This is a genomic window from Nocardia asteroides (assembly GCF_900637185.1).
GTDB lineage: Bacteria > Actinomycetota > Actinomycetes > Mycobacteriales > Mycobacteriaceae > Nocardia > Nocardia asteroides.
Window position 1 is genome coordinate 2,082,141 of sequence record NZ_LR134352.1, and the last position, 17,309, is coordinate 2,099,449.

Sequence of the window (17,309 nt, forward strand, 5' to 3'; positions counted from 1 at the left end):
GAAGCCCCACCGCAGTCCCCTCCAACCCCCGACATTCGAGACCACAGCGAGAGCAGGAACAACATGGCGGAGCTGACGATCTCCTCCGACGAGATCCGTAGCGCGATCGAGAGCTACACCCAGAGCTACACCCCGGAAACCTCCATCGAAGAAGTCGGCCTCGTGACCGACACCGGCGACGGCATCGCGCACGTCAGCGGTCTGCCTTCGGCGATGGCCAACGAGCTGCTCGAGTTCCCGGGCGGCGTCCTGGGCGTCGCGCTGAACCTCGAGGACACCGAGATCGGTGCCGTCATCCTCGGCGAGTACGCCTCGCTGGAAGAGGGCCAGCAGGTCCGCCGCACCGGCGATGTGCTGTCGGTTCCCGTCGGCGACAAGTTCCTCGGTCGCGTGGTCAACCCGCTCGGCCAGGCCATCGACGGCCTGGGCGAGATCGAGGCCGACGACCGCCGCGTGCTCGAGCTGCAGGCCGCGACCGTGCTGGAGCGTCAGCCGGTCGAGGAGCCGCTGGCCACCGGTATCACCGCGATCGACGCGCTGACCGCCATCGGCCGTGGCCAGCGACAGCTGATCATCGGCGACCGCAAGACCGGCAAGACCGCCGTCGCCGTCGACGCGATCCTGAACCAGAAGGCGAACTGGGAGTCGGGCGACCCCAGCAAGCAGGTTCGCTGCATCTACGTCGCGATCGGCCAGAAGGGCTCCACCATCGCGGGCGTCAAGACCGCGCTCGAGGAGCACGGCGCGATGGAGTACACCACCATCGTGGCGGCCCCGGCCTCCGACTCCGCCGGCTTCAAGTGGCTGGCCCCCTACACCGGTTCGGCCATCGGCCAGCACTGGATGTACCAGGGCAAGCACGTCCTGATCGTGTTCGACGACCTGACCAAGCAGGCCGAGGCGTACCGCGCCATCTCGCTGCTGCTGCGTCGTCCGCCGGGCCGCGAGGCGTACCCCGGTGACGTCTTCTACCTGCACTCCCGTCTGCTGGAGCGTTGCGCGAAGCTGTCCGACGCGATGGGCGGCGGCTCGATGACCGGTCTGCCGATCATCGAGACCAAGGCCAACGACGTCTCGGCGTTCATCCCGACCAACGTCATCTCCATCACCGACGGCCAGGTCTTCCTCGAGTCCGACCTGTTCAACAAGGGTGTCCGCCCGGCGATCAACGTCGGTACCTCGGTCTCCCGTGTCGGTGGCGCCGCCCAGACCAAGGCCATGAAGAAGGTCGCCGGTTCGCTGCGTCTGGAAATGGCGCAGTACCGCGAGCTGGAGGCGTTCTCCGCCTTCGCCTCCGACCTGGACGCCGCCTCGCTGGCGCAGCTGGAGCGTGGTGCCCGCTGGGTGGAGCTGCTCAAGCAGAACCAGTACTCCCCGGTCGCCGTCGAGGATCAGGTCGTCTCGATCTACCTGGTCGACGCCGGCTACTACGACTCGGTGCCGGTCGGCGACGTGCGTCGCTTCACCGCCGAGCTGCTGGAGCACCTGCACAGCGCGACCCAGTCGTCCTTCGACGCGCTCGAGGGTGGCCGCAAGCCGCTCGACGGCGAGGCCGCCGACGCGATCAAGTCGGAGACCGACAAGTTCAAGGAGGGCTTCCTGGCCTCCGACGGCAGCCGTGTCGTGAACGAGGCCGCGGCCGGCGATCTGGACCACGAAGAGGTCGAGTCGCTGTCGGTCACCCGCAAGCACGTCGACAAGTAAGCCGGGCAGGACTGATGTCGGCAATTACCGATCTGGCGAATGAAGGGAGTGTGAACCGCTAGTGGCAAGTTTGCGCGAATTGCGCTCCCGCATTCGTGGTGTGAATTCGATCAAGAAGATCACCAAGGCTCAGGAACTGATCGCGACCTCGCGAATTTCCAAGGCCCAGGCCAGGGTCGCGGCGGCCAAGCCGTACGCCGAGGAGATCACCAAGGTCCTCGGCGAGCTCGCGAGCGCTTCGAAGAACCTGTCGCACCCGCTGCTGACCGAGCGTCCCAACGCTCGTCGGGCCGCTGTCCTGGTGATCACCAGTGACAGCGGTATGTGCGGTGGCTACAACTCGAACGTGCTCAAGCGCGCCGAGGAGCTCATGACCACCCTGCGTGGCGACGGCAAGGAGCCGGTGCTGTACGTGATGGGCAACAAGGGCCTCACGTACTACAAGTTCCGTAACCGCCCGTTCCAGGCGTCGTGGACCGGCTTCTCGCAGCAGCCGAAGTACACCGACGCGTCGGCCGCGTGCCAGCACCTGGTCGAGGCCTTCATGGCCGGCTCGGACAACGAGGTTCCCTCGCTGGACGGCACCGGGACCATCGCGGGCGTCGACGAACTGCACATCGTGTACACCAAGTTCGTCTCGATGCTGACCCAGAACCCGGAGGTGCGCCGCCTGGCGCCGATCCAGGTGAGCTTCGTGGACGAGAACTACGAGCTCGGCGACGACATCCTGTCGGATTCGCCGAACGCGGTGGTCACGGCGCAGTACGAATTCGAGCCGGACGCCGATGTGCTGCTGGGCGCGCTGCTGCCCAAGTACGTCAACACGCGTATCTACGCATCGTTGCTCGAGGCAGCGGCATCCGAGTCCGCGGCTCGGCGCACCGCAATGAAGGCGGCGACCGACAACGCCAACGAGCTGGCCAGTGTGCTCCAGCGCGAGGCGAACTCGGTGCGTCAGGCCCAGATCACGCAGGAAATCAGCGAAATCGTCGGCGGCGTGAACGCGCTGGCGTCGAGCTCGGACCGCGACTAGAAGCGCAGGAAGAGAACCAATCTAATGACCGCAGCTGTCACTCAGGACAACGCGACCAAGGCGGGCGCAACCGCCGGCCGCGTCGTCCGTGTCATCGGCCCCGTCGTGGACGTCGAGTTCCCGCGTGGCGCCATCCCCGAGCTGTTCAACGCTCTCAACGCCGACATCAAGCTCGCGTCGGTGGCCAAGACCCTGACCCTCGAGGTCGCCCAGCACCTCGGTGACAACATCGTGCGCACCATCTCGATGCAGCCCACCGACGGTCTGGTCCGTGGCGCCACCGTCACCGACTCGGGCAAGCCGATCTCGGTGCCCGTCGGCGACATCGTCAAGGGCCACGTGTTCAACGCCCTCGGCGACTGCCTCGACTCGCCCGGCCTCGGCCGCGACGGCGAGCAGTGGGGCATCCACCGCAAGCCCCCGAGCTTCGACCAGCTCGAGGGTAAGACCGAGATGCTGGAGACCGGCGTCAAGGTCATCGACCTGCTGACCCCGTACGTCAAGGGCGGCAAGATCGGTCTGTTCGGTGGTGCCGGTGTCGGCAAGACCGTGCTGATCCAGGAGATGATCACCCGTATCGCTCGCGAGTTCTCCGGCACCTCGGTGTTCGCGGGCGTCGGTGAGCGTACCCGTGAGGGGACCGACCTCCACCTGGAAATGGAAGAGATGGGCGTCCTCCAGGACACCGCCCTCGTCTTCGGCCAGATGGACGAGCCGCCGGGCACGCGTATGCGCGTGGCCCTGTCCGCGCTGACCATGGCGGAGTACTTCCGCGATGTCCAGCACCAGGACGTGCTGCTCTTCATCGACAACATCTTCCGTTTCACCCAGGCCGGTTCCGAGGTCTCGACCCTGCTGGGTCGTATGCCCTCCGCCGTGGGTTACCAGCCGACGCTGGCGGACGAGATGGGTGAGCTCCAGGAGCGCATCACCTCGACCCGTGGTCGCTCGATCACCTCGCTGCAGGCGATCTACGTCCCCGCCGACGACTACACCGACCCGGCGCCGGCGACCACCTTCGCCCACCTGGACGCGACGACCGAGCTCTCCCGCCCGATCTCGCAGAAGGGCATCTATCCGGCCGTCGACCCGCTGACCTCGACCTCTCGTATCCTCGAGGCTTCGATCGTCGGCGAGCGTCACTTCCGCGTGGCCAACGAGGTGAAGCGGATCCTGCAGAAGTACAAGGAGCTGCAGGACATCATCGCCATCCTCGGTATGGACGAGCTCTCCGAAGAGGACAAGGTCCTCGTCGGCCGCGCCCGTCGTCTGGAGAAGTTCCTCGGCCAGAACTTCATCGTGGCCGAGAAGTTCACCGGTCAGCCGGGCTCGGTCGTGCCGCTGGAGCAGACCATCGACGACTTCGATCGCGTCTGCAAGGGCGAGTTCGACCACTTCCCGGAGCAGGCGTTCAACTCCTGCGGTGGTCTCGACGACGTCGAGGCGGCCGCGAAGAAGATCGCCGGGAAGTAGTCCACCATGGCGGAGATGACAGTTGATCTCGTTGCGGTCGAACGCAAGCTCTGGTCCGGCCAGGCGACGTTCGTCAGCGCGCAGACCACCGAGGGCCAGATCGGCATCATGGCCGGCCATGAGCCGCTGCTCGGTCAGCTCGTCGAGGGCGGCACGGTGAGCATCGTGTCGACCGACGGCGAGCGGATCGTCGCCGCGGTGCACGGCGGCTTCTTCTCGGTCACCGCCGACACCGTGCGGGTGCTGGCCGAGTCCGCCGACCTGGCGGGCGAGGTCGACGTCGACGCGGCGCGCAAGGTGCTGGCCGACGGCGAGGCCTCCGAGGTGGATCTGCTGGTGGCGCAGGGTCAGGTGCGCGCGGTCGAGGCGACCGCTTCGGCCTGATCCACACACCGAATACCGACACTGTCGGCGACGAACTCCGTTTCGTCGCCGACAGTGCTGTTTCGGCGTATTGCCGATCCCGGCGAAGGGCCGCCGGCGGGGCGTGATTGAATGGCGACGGGGGTGTCTTCGACACCAGCTGAGCGAAAGGGCGTACGGCATTGCAAACCGGGATGGTTCTGCTGATCATTCTGGTGCTGACGCTCGTGTTCGTAGCAGGTGCATCGACCTACCGGCTGGTGATGCTGCGCCGGGGCGGTACGGCCGCCCTGCTGCGGGTATTGCCCGCGCGCGGCGGCCAGGGCTGGCGGCACGGTCTCATCCGCTACGACGAGGATCGCCTCGTCTTCTTCAAATTGACCAGCCTGAAATTCGGTCCGGACAGCACCGTGCACCGGCAAGGCCTCGAGATCGTCGAGCGACGCGCGCCGCAGGGCGACGAATTCGACATCATGGCCGAGGGCATCGTGGTGGTAGCCGTCACCGATCCGCACAACAGTTTCGAGCTCGCGCTCGACCGCGGATCGATGGCGGCTTTTCTGTCCTGGATGGAGTCGCGCCCGTCCGATCGCGCGCGCCGTACCCGCGGAGGCCAGCCGTGAGCGTCCACCTGACCCGGATCTACACCCGCACCGGTGACGACGGCACCACCGGCCTGAGCGATTTCTCCCGGGTGCCCAAGACCGACCCCCGCCTGGTCGCCTACGCCGACTGCGACGAGGCCAACGCGGCGCTCGGCGTCGCGGTCGCGCTCGGCGCGCCGGCGCCCGAGGTGCTCGCGGTCCTGCGCCAGATCCAGAACGACCTGTTCGACGCGGGCGCGGATCTGTCGACGCCGGTGGTCGAGGATCCCAAGTACCCGCCCCTGCGGATCACCCAGCCCTACATCGATCGGCTGGAGAAGTGGTGTGACGAGTTCAACGAGGGCCTGGCCCCGCTGAATTCGTTCATCCTGCCCGGCGGTACCCCGATTGCCGCGCTGTTGCACACGGCACGCACCGTGGTGCGACGCGCCGAGCGTTCGGCCTGGGCCGCGGTCGAGGCGCACCCCGACGACACCAATGTGCTGCCGGCCAAATACCTCAATCGGCTGTCGGACCTGCTGTTCATCCTGAGCCGTGCCACCAATCCCGAGGGGGATGTGCTGTGGCAGCCGGGCGGCGGAGCCGCGCGCTGAAAGCCTCTCGGTGACGCCAGGATCGGTCGGTTTGGCGTCGGGGGCGTGTCGCCGGGCAACGGTCGATAAGCTTGCGGGGTGAGCGAACGGTTTCTGGTCTCCGGCGGTAATCAGCTCGTCGGCGAGGTCGCGGTCGGCGGCGCGAAGAACAGCGTGCTGAAGCTGATGGCCGCCGCTTTGCTGGCGGAGGGCACAACCACCATCACCAACTGCCCCGACATCCTCGATGTGCCGCTGATGGCCGAGGTGCTGCGCGGGCTCGGTTGCGATGTGACCATCTCCGACGACGAGAGCGGCGACCGTTCGGTCTGCACGATCGTCACTCCGCCGGAGCCCAAATACCACGCCGACTTCCCGGCGGTCACCCAGTTCCGCGCCTCGGTGTGCGTGCTCGGTCCGCTGATGGCGCGCTGTAAGCGCGCGGTCGTGGCGCTGCCCGGCGGCGACGCCATCGGTTCGCGGCCGCTCGACATGCACCAGCAGGGCCTGCGTCTGCTCGGCGCGACCAGCGAGATCGAGCACGGCTGCGTGGTCGCCCGCGCCGACGAGCTCCAGGGCGCCCGCATCCGGCTCGACTTCCCGTCGGTGGGCGCCACCGAGAACATCCTGATGGCGGCCGTGCTCGCCGAGGGAGAGACGGTCATCGACAACGCGGCGCGCGAGCCCGACATCGTCGACCTGTGCACCATGCTCGTGCAGATGGGTGCGCGGATCGAGGGTGCCGGTTCCTCGGTGCTCACGGTGCAGGGCGTGAAGAGCCTCTCGCCCACCACGCACCGGGTGATCGGCGACCGCATCGTCGCCGCCACCTGGGGTATCGCGGCCGCCATGACCACCGGCGATGTCCGCGTCACCGGGGTGAACCCGAAGCACCTGGCCCTGGTGCTGGACAAGCTCCGCTCGGCGGGCGCTCGAATCTCCTACGAGCCCAACGGTTTCCGCGTGGTCCAGCCGGAGCGCCCGCGTGCGGTGAACTTCGCGACGCTGCCGTTCCCCGGTTTCCCGACCGACCTGCAGCCGATGGCCATCGGCCTGGCCGCCATCGCCGACGGCACCTCGATGATCACCGAGAACGTCTTCGAGGCGCGCTTCCGCTTCGTCGAGGAGATGATCCGGCTGGGTGCCGACGCCAGGACCGACGGCCACCACGCGGTGGTGCGCGGTATCCCGCGGCTGTCGAGCGCGCCGGTGTGGTCGTCCGACATTCGCGCCGGCGCGGGCCTCGTGCTGGCCGGCCTGGTGGCCGACGGCGTCACCGAAGTGCACGATGTCTTCCACATCGACCGCGGCTACCCGAAGTTCGTCGAGCAGATGCAGGCGCTGGGCGGGCAGGTCGAGCGCGTGGGTACGCCGAAATAGGTTGCCTGACCAGGCGATTTGACTTCGTGTTCGTCGGTGCGTAACTTAATTCGAGTCAGAGCGACACGGACACCGACAAGGTGACGATGAGCGCCTGACAGATCACCTGGTCAGACTCTCTCCCTCCGAACTTGCTTCGGTCGAGTCGTCTGCGCTAGGTTGGAACAGTTGCCCTGCCGAAGCCCCTTCGAAAAAGTTGTGGGTAGAGGCTTGTGCGTGTGTTCTTTGAGAACTCAATAGTGTGTCGATGAATGTCAGTGCCAATTATTATTGGCTCCGCTTCTCATACCCCCCGGTTGAGGAGTGGACATTTTGAATGTCAGCAAATTTTTGCTGGTGTTCGGTTTTGCTAGGTTTTCGGACTCTAGTCTTTAGATTGTTCTGATTGCACCCTTCGGGGTGTGGTTGAGAGTCTTCAACGGAGAGTTTGATCCTGGCTCAGGACGAACGCTGGCGGCGTGCTTAACACATGCAAGTCGAGCGGTAAGGCCCTTCGGGGTACACGAGCGGCGAACGGGTGAGTAACACGTGGGTGATCTGCCTCGTACTTCGGGATAAGCCTGGGAAACTGGGTCTAATACCGGATATGACCTTCGGATGCATGTCTGAGGGTGGAAAGATTTATCGGTACGAGATGGGCCCGCGGCCTATCAGCTTGTTGGTGGGGTAATGGCCTACCAAGGCGACGACGGGTAGCCGGCCTGAGAGGGCGACCGGCCACACTGGGACTGAGACACGGCCCAGACTCCTACGGGAGGCAGCAGTGGGGAATATTGCACAATGGGCGAAAGCCTGATGCAGCGACGCCGCGTGAGGGATGACGGCCTTCGGGTTGTAAACCTCTTTCGACAGGGACGAAGCGCAAGTGACGGTACCTGTAGAAGAAGCACCGGCCAACTACGTGCCAGCAGCCGCGGTAATACGTAGGGTGCGAGCGTTGTCCGGAATTACTGGGCGTAAAGAGCTTGTAGGCGGTTCGTCGCGTCGTTCGTGAAAACTTGGGGCTCAACCCCAAGCTTGCGGGCGATACGGGCGGACTAGAGTACTTCAGGGGAGACTGGAATTCCTGGTGTAGCGGTGAAATGCGCAGATATCAGGAGGAACACCGGTGGCGAAGGCGGGTCTCTGGGAAGTAACTGACGCTGAGAAGCGAAAGCGTGGGTAGCGAACAGGATTAGATACCCTGGTAGTCCACGCCGTAAACGGTGGGTACTAGGTGTGGGTTTCCTTCCACGGGATCCGTGCCGTAGCTAACGCATTAAGTACCCCGCCTGGGGAGTACGGCCGCAAGGCTAAAACTCAAAGGAATTGACGGGGGCCCGCACAAGCGGCGGAGCATGTGGATTAATTCGATGCAACGCGAAGAACCTTACCTGGGTTTGACATACACCGGAAACCTGCAGAGATGTAGGCCCCCTTGTGGTCGGTGTACAGGTGGTGCATGGCTGTCGTCAGCTCGTGTCGTGAGATGTTGGGTTAAGTCCCGCAACGAGCGCAACCCTTATCTTATGTTGCCAGCGCGTAATGGCGGGGACTCGTGAGAGACTGCCGGGGTCAACTCGGAGGAAGGTGGGGACGACGTCAAGTCATCATGCCCCTTATGTCCAGGGCTTCACACATGCTACAATGGCCGGTACAGAGGGCTGCGATACCGTGAGGTGGAGCGAATCCCTTAAAGCCGGTCTCAGTTCGGATCGGGGTCTGCAACTCGACCCCGTGAAGTTGGAGTCGCTAGTAATCGCAGATCAGCAACGCTGCGGTGAATACGTTCCCGGGCCTTGTACACACCGCCCGTCACGTCATGAAAGTCGGTAACACCCGAAGCCGGTGGCCTAACCCTTGTGGAGGGAGCCGTCGAAGGTGGGATCGGCGATTGGGACGAAGTCGTAACAAGGTAGCCGTACCGGAAGGTGCGGCTGGATCACCTCCTTTCTAAGGAGCATCTGCATTACTCGGTTCGAAGAGTCGAACTCGGGGATGCCAGAGCCGTTCATGTTCTCGTATGTAGAACTGCGGTGCTCATGGGTGGAACACTGACTGACTCATCGCGAATGGCTGAGGAAAATTCCGACGCTGCGGTGATATACCGACACACTATTGGGTCCTGAAAGAACACGCGAGTGATCTTTCCAGGCAAGAACGACGAGACTGGTTCTTCAGTCATACCGCCGGCCGTTTGGGTCGGGCTGGTGCTGAGCCGAGGACGAGTCTTGTGTGTTGTTTGAGAACTGCACAGTGGACGCGAGCATCTTTGTTAGTAAGTGTTTAAGAGCGTACGGTGGATGCCTTGGCACCAGGAGCCGATGAAGGACGTAGGAGGCTGCGATAAGCCTCGGGGAGCTGTCAACCGAGCTGAGATCCGAGGATTTCCGAATGGGGAAACCCAGCACGAGTGATGTCGTGTTACCCGCATCTGAATATATAGGGTGTGTGGAGGGAACGTGGGGAAGTGAAACATCTCAGTACCCACAGGAAGAGAAAACAACAGTGATTCCGTGAGTAGTGGCGAGCGAAAGCGGATGAGGCTAAACCAGTTAGATGTGATAGACGGCAGTCGTTGTCTAGCTGGGGTAGTGGGGCTCATTTTCTCAATTCTGCCGAGTTGAGCAACAGTAAGAAACCAAGTGGTTAGTTGAAGTGGTCTGGAACGGCCTGCCATAGACGGTGATAGTCCGGTAAACGAAAACTTCTTGGCTGTTGTAGTGAGTACCCGAGTAGCAGCGGGCCCGTGAAATCTGCTGTGAATCTGCCGGGACCACCCGGTAAGCCTGAATACTCCCTGGTGACCGATAGCGGACTAGTACCGTGAGGGAAAGGTGAAAAGTACCCCGGGAGGGGAGTGAAATAGTACCTGAAACCGTGCGCTTACAATCCGTCAGAGCCTTCCACTTCGGTGGTGGGGTGATGGCGTGCCTTTTGAAGAATGAGCCTGCGAGTCATCGGTGTGTGGCGAGGTTAACCCGTGTGGGGTAGCCGTAGCGAAAGCGAGTCCGAATAGGGCGTTTCAGTCGCACATTATGGACCCGAAGCGGAGTGATCTACCCATGGCCAGGGTGAAGCGACGGTAAGACGTCGTGGAGGCCCGAACCCACTTAGGTTGAAAACTGAGGGGATGAGCTGTGGGTAGGGGTGAAAGGCCAATCAAACTCCGTGATAGCTGGTTCTCCCCGAAATGCATTTAGGTGCAGCGTCACGTGTTTCACGCCGGAGGTAGAGCTACTGGATGGCCTAGGGGGCCCACAAGCTTACCGAAGTCAGCCAAACTCCGAATGCCGGTGTGTGAGAGCGTGGCAGTGAGACTGCGGGGGATAAGCTTCGTAGTCGAGAGGGAAACAGCCCAGATCGCCGGCTAAGGCCCCTAAGCGTGTACTAAGTGGAAAAGGATGTGGGGTCGCTTAGACAACCAGGAGGTTGGCTTAGAAGCAGCCACCCTTGAAAGAGTGCGTAATAGCTCACTGGTCAAGTGATCCTGCGCCGACAATGTAGCGGGGCTCAAGTACACCGCCGAAGCCGCGGCATTTCAGCATTATCCTGCTTTCGAGCCAGGAGCTGGGATGGGTAGGGGAGCGTCCTGTGGCCGTGGAAGCAGCGGAGTGATCCAGCTGTGGAGGCCACGGGAGTGAGAATGCAGGCATGAGTAGCGAAAGACGAGTGAGAAACTCGTCCGCCGAATGACCAAGGGTTCCTGGGCCAGGTTAATCCGCCCAGGGTGAGTCGGGACCTAAGGCGAGGCCGACAGGCGTAGTCGATGGACAACGGGTTGATATTCCCGTACCCGTGTATCCGCGCCCAATGGCGAATCAGTTGTGCTAATCGTCCAAATGTTTTCTTATCGAGCCTTCGGGTGAGAGGGAGAATTGCTGCACGAGACCCTGGCTGTAGTAGTCAAGCGATGGGGTGACGCAGGAAGGTAGCTGGGCCAGGTGATGGAATACCTGGTGTAAGCCTGTAGGGCGTTGTGTAGGCAAATCCGCACAACATGTAGCCTGAGAGGTGATGCGTAGCCGTTGTGGTGAATTCAGTGATCCTATGCTGCCGAGAAAAGCCTCTAGTGAGTTGGTACACGGCCCGTACCCCAAACCGACACAGGTGGTCAGGTAGAGAATACTAAGGCGATCGAGAGAACTGTGGTTAAGGAACTCGGCAAAATGCCCCCGTAACTTCGGGAGAAGGGGGACCACGCCTGGTGACGAGTCTTGCACTCTGAGCTGGGTGGGGTCGCAGAGACCAGAGAGAAGCGACTGTTTACTAAAAACACAGGTCCGTGCGAAGTCGTAAGACGATGTATACGGACTGACGCCTGCCCGGTGCCGGAAGGTTAAGAGGACCGGTTAGCGCTTCGGCGCGAAGCTGAGAATTTAAGCCCCGGTAAACGGCGGTGGTAACTATAACCATCCTAAGGTAGCGAAATTCCTTGTCGGGTAAGTTCCGACCTGCACGAATGGCGTAACGACTTCTCTGCTGTCTCAACCACAGACTCGGCGAAATTGCATTACGAGTAAAGATGCTCGTTACGCGCGGCAGGACGAAAAGACCCCGGGACCTTCACTATAGCTTGGTATTGGTGTTCGGTACGGTTTGTGTAGGATAGGTGGGAGACTGTGAAGCTTGGACGCCAGTTCAGGTGGAGTCGTCGTTGAAATACCACTCTGATCGTATTGGACTTCTAACCTCGGACCATGATCTGGTTCAGGGACAGTGCCTGGTGGGTAGTTTAACTGGGGCGGTTGCCTCCCAAAATGTAACGGAGGCGCCCAAAGGTTCCCTCAGCCTGGTTGGCAATCAGGTGTCGAGTGCAAGTGCACAAGGGAGCTTGACTGTGAGAGTGACAGCTCGAGCAGGGACGAAAGTCGGGACTAGTGATCCGGCACCGGCAAGTGGAAGCGGTGTCGCTCAACGGATAAAAGGTACCCCGGGGATAACAGGCTGATCTTCCCCAAGAGTCCATATCGACGGGATGGTTTGGCACCTCGATGTCGGCTCGTCGCATCCTGGGGCTGGAGTAGGTCCCAAGGGTTGGGCTGTTCGCCCATTAAAGCGGCACGCGAGCTGGGTTTAGAACGTCGTGAGACAGTTCGGTCTCTATCCGCCGCGCGCGTTAGAAACTTGAGGAAGGCTGTCCCTAGTACGAGAGGACCGGGACGGACGAACCTCTGGTGTGCCAGTTGTTCCGCCAGGAGCACTGCTGGTTGGCTACGTTCGGAAGGGATAACCGCTGAAAGCATCTAAGCGGGAAGCCTGTTCCAAGATGAGGTTTCTCTCCCACTTGATGGGTTAAGGCCCCCTACAGACCATGGGGTTGATAGGCCGGAACTGGAAGCACAGTAATGTGTGTAGGTGACTGGTACTAATAGGCCGAGGGCTTACTACGAAGGTGTTACGCGTCCACTGTGCGGTATCTGAAACAACAGACACTGCAGCAAACCTACTTTGTGGGGAGCGCTGTCTAGTTTCATAGTGTTACGGCGGTTATAGCGGTGGGGAAACGCCCGGTCCCATTCCGAACCCGGAAGCTAAGGCCACCTGCGCCGATGGTACTGCACTCGACAGGGTGTGGGAGAGTAGGACACCGCCGGAACATCATTGCGAAAGGCCCTCCAACTTCGGTTGGAGGGCCTTTTTGCGTTCCCGGACCGGTCACCTAGAGTGCATGGGTGCGCCTTGTCATTGCTCGTTGCCAGGTCGACTACGTCGGTCGACTGACCGCCCACCTCCCGATGGCTCGCCGGTTACTGCTGATCAAGGCCGACGGGTCGGTTCTCGTGCACTCCGACGGCGGCTCGTACAAGCCGCTGAACTGGATGAGCCCGCCGTGCTGGCTGGAGGAACGCGATATCGCGACCCTGGTCCCCGCGGAGCTGCCCGACGGCGTGACTCCGCTGCGGGAGGGCCACACGGCGCTGCCGGACACCATCAAGGCGCTGTGGGTGGTCACCAACAAGGCCGGCGAGGAACTGCGGATCACCATCGAGGACATCGAGCACGACTCCTCGCACGAACTCGGTGTCGACCCCGGCCTGGTCAAGGACGGCGTGGAAGCGCATCTGCAGGAGCTGCTGGCCGAACACGTGACGAAGCTCGGGGAGGGGTACACCCTCGTCCGGCGCGAATACATGACCGCCATCGGCCCGGTGGACCTGCTGTGCCGCGACGCCGACGGGGCGACCGTGGCGGTGGAGATCAAGCGGCGCGGGGAGATCGACGGCGTCGAACAGCTCACCCGCTACCTGGAACTGCTGAACCGTGACCCGCTGCTGGCGCCGGTGGCGGGCGTGTTCGCCGCCCAGCAGATCAAGCCGCAGGCGCGCACGCTCGCCGAGGACCGGGGAATCCGCTGCCTCACGCTCGATTACGACGAGCTGCGTGGCACGGAGAGCAACGTTTTCCGCCTCTTCTAGGCTCAGAACCATGCCGCGACGCAAACCACGCTCAGGACGACGTAGCGACCCCGCGCCGATCGGGGACGTCTACGGGCGCACCGAGGACGGGCCGGGCGACGAAACCTACATCGTGCGTACCGTTCCCGGCGCGCGAGCGGTGAAGACGTATCGCTGTCCCGGCTGTGATCACGAGATCATGCCCGGTGTCGCCCACATCGTGGCCTGGGACGCCGACGGCGGCGAGGACGATCGCAGGCATTGGCATCAGGGGTGCTGGAACGGCCGGCGTACACGCGGGATCACCCGCCGCTGGTCCTGATCGACGAAGACAGCGAAAACCGAAGGCCGCCTCGAACATTCGAGGCGGCCTTCGGTTTTCTTCGACTGTATGGGTGGAGCAATGTCGTCGGGTCAGACGTCAGTTGCTGATGTCGGCGCTCTCGCGGTCCTCGTCGACGATGTCCTCGTCGGCGTCGGCGACCTCGGGGATGGCCTTGGTCTGGCGCGAGCCCGACACGGACTTGTTGTTGCCGTTGTTGCTGATCGACTTGCGCTCGGGGGCGCCGTCGAGCAGCTCGCTCTCGCGGTTGACCGCGGCGAGCATGGCGGGCACCGAGTCGAGCTGACCGCGGATACCGAGCAGCTGGGCCAGGACCCGGCCGCGCAGCACGCGCATCTCCTCGGCCAGTTCCTTCGCGTGCGCGATCTTGCGCTCGGAGGTCTGGGTGGCGGAGCTGATCAGGCGGTTCGACTCGTCGGTCGCGTCCTTGATCCGCTGGGCGGCCTCGGCGCGGCTGGTGGCCTCGAGCTCCTCCATGGCACGGGTCAGCTTGGTGCGCCGATCGTTCATGGTGGCCTCGAAGTCCTGCTGGGTGGCCTTGCGCTTGGCCTCGGCCTCCTTGCCGAGACGTTCCACATCGGCCTGCGCGGCCTCGATGATCTTGGCGGACTCGGTGCGCGCGTTCGCGAGGGTCTGCTCGAACTCGATCTCGAGTGCCTCGCGCTTCTCCTTGGTCTCCGCGAGCAGCGACTCGTACTTGCCACGCATCTCGGTGGCCTGCTGCTCGGCGATCGACACCATCTCCGCGGCCTCGGCCTGCGCCAGCGCGCGGACCTCGGACGCTTCGTCCGAGGCCAGGCGCAGCATGCGCGAGATACGGTCGGACATGCCTTCGGCGGTGGTCGGCGGCACGGACAGCCGGTCGACCTCCTTGCGGAGCTCGTCGATCTCGTCCCGGGCGTCTTCCAGCTGGCTGGCGAGATTCCGGGCCTGCGCGGCGGCAGCGTCCCGGTCGGTGGCGGTGACGCGGAGCTCGGCGTCGAAGCGGTCGAAGTAGTTGCGCACCTCGTCTTGCGCATAACCCTTGCGCACAACGGTGAAGGGCAGTGCAACGAAGCGATTGCGATCGGACTCAGGTGACGACATGGCACACAAAATACAGCCTCGAGCGACCCTATGGAGACTCGACCGTGATTGTGATCTCGCCGAGATTTACCAACCGTATCTCCGTACTAGTGCGTAACATTCGGGTTCGGCTCGACGAGCTCCACCAGCACACCGCCAGCATCCTTCGGATGGATGAAATTGATGCGGGAATCCGCGGTGCCGTGACGTGGGGCTTCGTACAGCAAACGCAGCCCGCGGTCGCGCAGGAACGCCGAAACGGCCTCGATGTCGGTGACCCGGTAGGCCAGCTGCTGCAGGCCGGGGCCGCTGCGGTCGATGAACTTGGCGATGGTCGACTCCGGGGTGAGTGGAGCCAGCAACTGCAGGGCGGTCGCGCGGTCGGCCGCGGCGGGGCACGACAGCATCGCCTCGACCACGCCCTGGGCCTCGTTCACCTCGCGATGGGTCTCCACCATGCCGAGGTTGTCGGTGTACCAGGCCACGGCGGCGTCGAGGTCGGGCACGGCGATACCCACGTGGTCGACGGCGATGACGTAGTCGGCGGGGATGATGTTTTCGTTGGTCACACCTCGAAGCTAGCGAACACCTGCGTGCGGGGCGCGGGCCGATACCGGTTACCGTTGAGTGCAACCCTTGACGCGCGCGGCCGATCGCTGTGTGCATCGGGGCGAGGTTCGACTCAATGAATGCGAGGCTTTCGTGACGACTTCTGTCATCGTGTCCGGTGCGCGTACCCCGGTCGGCAGGCTCCTGGGCGGTCTGAAGGACTTCAAGGCCTCGGATCTGGCCGGTGTGGCCATCAAGGCGGCGCTGGAGAAGGGTGGTGTGGCGCCCGAGCAGGTCGACTACGTCATCCTCGGTCAGGTGCTGCAGGCCGGCGCCGGGCAGCTGCCCGCCCGCCAGGCCGCGATCGCCGCGGGCATCCCGATGGATGTGCCGTCGCTGCTGATCAACAAGGTCTGCCTGTCCGGCATCAACGCCATCGCGCTGGCCGATCAGCTGATCCGCGCCGGTGAGCACGAGATCATCGTGGCCGGCGGCATGGAGTCGATGAGCCAGACCCCGCACCTGCTGCCCAAGAGCCGCGAGGGCCACAAGTACGGCGACACCACCCTGGTGGACCACATGGCCTACGACGGCCTGCACGACGTGATCACCGACCAGGCGATGGGCCTGCTGACCGAGGACCGCAACGACCTCGACAAGGTCAGTCGCGAGGAGCAGGACGCGCTGGCCGCGGCCTCGCACCAGCGTGCCGCCGCCGCGTGGAAGAACGGCGTGTTCGAGAACGAGGTCGTGCCGGTCGCCGTGCCGCAGCGCAAGGGCGACCCGATCTACGTCACCGAGGACGAGGGCATCCGCGCCGACACCACCGTGGAGTCGCTGGCCAAGCTGCGTCCGGCCTTCCGCAAGGACGGCACCGTGACGGCGGGCACCGCCTCGCAGATCTCCGACGGCGCGGCCGCCGTGATCGTGATGAGCAAGGCCAAGGCGCAGGAGCTGGGGCTGGAATGGATCGCCGAGATCGGCGCCGCCGGCCAGGTTGCCGGTCCGGACTCGACCCTGCAGGACCAGCCGGCCAACGCCATCCTCGCCGCGTGCGCGAAGGAAGGCATCACCCCGGCCGACCTGGACCTGATCGAGATCAACGAGGCCTTCGCGGCCGTCGGCGTCTCCTCGACCAAGAAGCTGGGCTACGACCCGGAGAAGGTCAACGTCAACGGTGGTGCCATCTCCATCGGTCACCCGCTGGGCATGTCGGGCGCGCGCATCCTGCTGCACCTGGCGCTGGAGCTGAAGCGTCGCGGTGGCGGCGTCGGCGCGGCCGCCCTGTGCGGTGGCGGTGGCCAGGGCGACGCACTCATCATCCGCGTCCCCGCCTGATTCCGTTCGTCCACTTCGGGCCCCCGCGCTGTCGAGCGTGGGGGCCCGAAGTGTGAGCGGTCCAACTACTACGTGCTGTAGCTCATCCGGCACAATGGCTGGTATGGGTTTCTTCGATCTGCGGTCCACTGCCAGCCGGTTCCGGTTCTTCGCGGTGCTCGAGGCGCTGTCCTGGGTCGGTCTGCTGACCGGCATGGCGTTCAAGTACCTGCCCGCCGAGGGCAACGAGATCGGCGTGAAGATCTTCGGGCCGGTGCACGGCGCCATCTTCGTGCTGTTCGTGATCACCGCGCTGCTGGCCGCGCGTGAGCTCGAATGGAGCTGGAAGACCACCGTGCTGGCGCTGGCGTCGAGCATTCCGCCGCTGGCCACCGTGATCTTCGAGATCTGGGCCGTGCGCACCGGCCAGCTCGGCGAGCTGAGCACCGGCGCCAAGGGCTCCCCGGCAGCCGCGCCGACGGCTTCGTGACAAACTGGAAACCGTGACTCGACCCGCTGCCCGTCGTC

The 17,309-nt window shown here is 63.7% G+C and carries 13 protein-coding genes and 3 rRNA genes; 14 read left to right on the forward strand and 2 right to left on the reverse strand.

The features are described from left to right. The first annotated feature begins 63 nt into the window (after positions 1-63). From atpA to EL493_RS09705, 12 genes are all read left to right on the forward strand, one after another. A complete protein-coding gene (gene atpA, locus EL493_RS09650; RefSeq protein ID WP_019045407.1) occupies positions 64-1,704 on the forward strand; it encodes a F0F1 ATP synthase subunit alpha in 1,641 nt (546 codons plus the stop codon). Between the two features lie 61 nt (positions 1,705-1,765). Continuing rightward, positions 1,766-2,737, forward strand: coding sequence for a F0F1 ATP synthase subunit gamma (locus EL493_RS09655; RefSeq protein ID WP_022567399.1), 972 nt, complete (start codon positions 1,766-1,768; stop codon positions 2,735-2,737). Positions 2,738-2,761: 24 nt separating this feature from the next. Then, entirely contained in the window at positions 2,762-4,210 is a 1,449-nt protein-coding gene (gene atpD / locus EL493_RS09660; RefSeq protein WP_019045409.1) for a F0F1 ATP synthase subunit beta, read from the forward strand. A gap of 6 nt (positions 4,211-4,216) precedes the next feature. Then, positions 4,217-4,594: a F0F1 ATP synthase subunit epsilon gene (locus tag EL493_RS09665; RefSeq protein WP_019045410.1), complete on the forward strand. Its 378-nt coding sequence runs from the start codon at positions 4,217-4,219 to the stop codon at positions 4,592-4,594. 173 nt (positions 4,595-4,767) lie between these two features. Then, on the forward strand, positions 4,768-5,196 hold the full coding sequence (locus tag EL493_RS09670) for a DUF2550 domain-containing protein (RefSeq protein WP_019045411.1): 429 nt from the start codon (positions 4,768-4,770) through the stop codon (positions 5,194-5,196). After that, positions 5,193-5,771 carry a cob(I)yrinic acid a,c-diamide adenosyltransferase gene (locus tag EL493_RS09675; RefSeq protein ID WP_019045412.1) on the forward strand — a complete coding sequence of 193 codons (579 nt, stop codon included), beginning with the start codon at positions 5,193-5,195 and terminating at the stop codon, positions 5,769-5,771. The genes EL493_RS09670 and EL493_RS09675 overlap by 4 nt, the downstream gene beginning before the upstream one ends. Before the next feature lie 78 nt (positions 5,772-5,849). Continuing rightward, a complete protein-coding gene (murA, locus tag EL493_RS09680; RefSeq protein ID WP_019045413.1) occupies positions 5,850-7,130 on the forward strand; it encodes a UDP-N-acetylglucosamine 1-carboxyvinyltransferase in 1,281 nt (426 codons plus the stop codon). Positions 7,131-7,545: 415 nt separating this feature from the next. Then, positions 7,546-9,062: ribosomal RNA gene (locus EL493_RS09685) — 16S ribosomal RNA — on the forward strand. A 323-nt stretch (positions 9,063-9,385) separates the two neighbouring features. Continuing rightward, positions 9,386-12,501: ribosomal RNA gene (locus EL493_RS09690) — 23S ribosomal RNA — on the forward strand. 90 nt (positions 12,502-12,591) lie between these two features. Continuing rightward, positions 12,592-12,708, forward strand: a 5S ribosomal RNA gene (gene rrf / locus EL493_RS09695). Together the 16S, 23S and 5S rRNA genes form the textbook arrangement of a ribosomal RNA operon. Before the next feature lie 76 nt (positions 12,709-12,784). Beyond that, on the forward strand, positions 12,785-13,528 hold the full coding sequence (nucS, locus tag EL493_RS09700) for an endonuclease NucS (protein ID WP_022565468.1): 744 nt from the start codon (positions 12,785-12,787) through the stop codon (positions 13,526-13,528). Between the two features lie 10 nt (positions 13,529-13,538). Continuing rightward, positions 13,539-13,829, forward strand: coding sequence for a hypothetical protein (locus EL493_RS09705; protein WP_022565467.1), 291 nt, complete (start codon positions 13,539-13,541; stop codon positions 13,827-13,829). Between the two features lie 99 nt (positions 13,830-13,928). On the opposite strand, the gene EL493_RS09710 is transcribed toward EL493_RS09705, so the two are convergent. Both EL493_RS09710 and mce read right to left on the reverse strand, forming a co-directional pair. Further along, positions 13,929-14,936, reverse strand: coding sequence for a coiled-coil domain-containing protein (locus EL493_RS09710; protein WP_030204204.1), 1,008 nt, complete (start codon positions 14,934-14,936; stop codon positions 13,929-13,931). A gap of 86 nt (positions 14,937-15,022) precedes the next feature. Further along, a complete protein-coding gene (gene mce, locus EL493_RS09715) occupies positions 15,023-15,484 on the reverse strand; it encodes a methylmalonyl-CoA epimerase (RefSeq protein ID WP_019045416.1) in 462 nt (153 codons plus the stop codon). Positions 15,485-15,617: 133 nt separating this feature from the next. On the opposite strand from mce, the gene EL493_RS09720 reads away from it, so the two are divergent. Further along, positions 15,618-16,802 carry an acetyl-CoA C-acetyltransferase gene (locus EL493_RS09720; protein ID WP_019045417.1) on the forward strand — a complete coding sequence of 395 codons (1,185 nt, stop codon included), beginning with the start codon at positions 15,618-15,620 and terminating at the stop codon, positions 16,800-16,802. 103 nt (positions 16,803-16,905) lie between these two features. Next, the gene (locus EL493_RS09725) at positions 16,906-17,271 is read left to right on the forward strand and encodes a DUF3817 domain-containing protein (protein WP_019045418.1); all 366 of its coding nucleotides are present in this window, start codon (positions 16,906-16,908) and stop codon (positions 17,269-17,271) included. Positions 17,272-17,309: the final 38 nt, after the last annotated feature.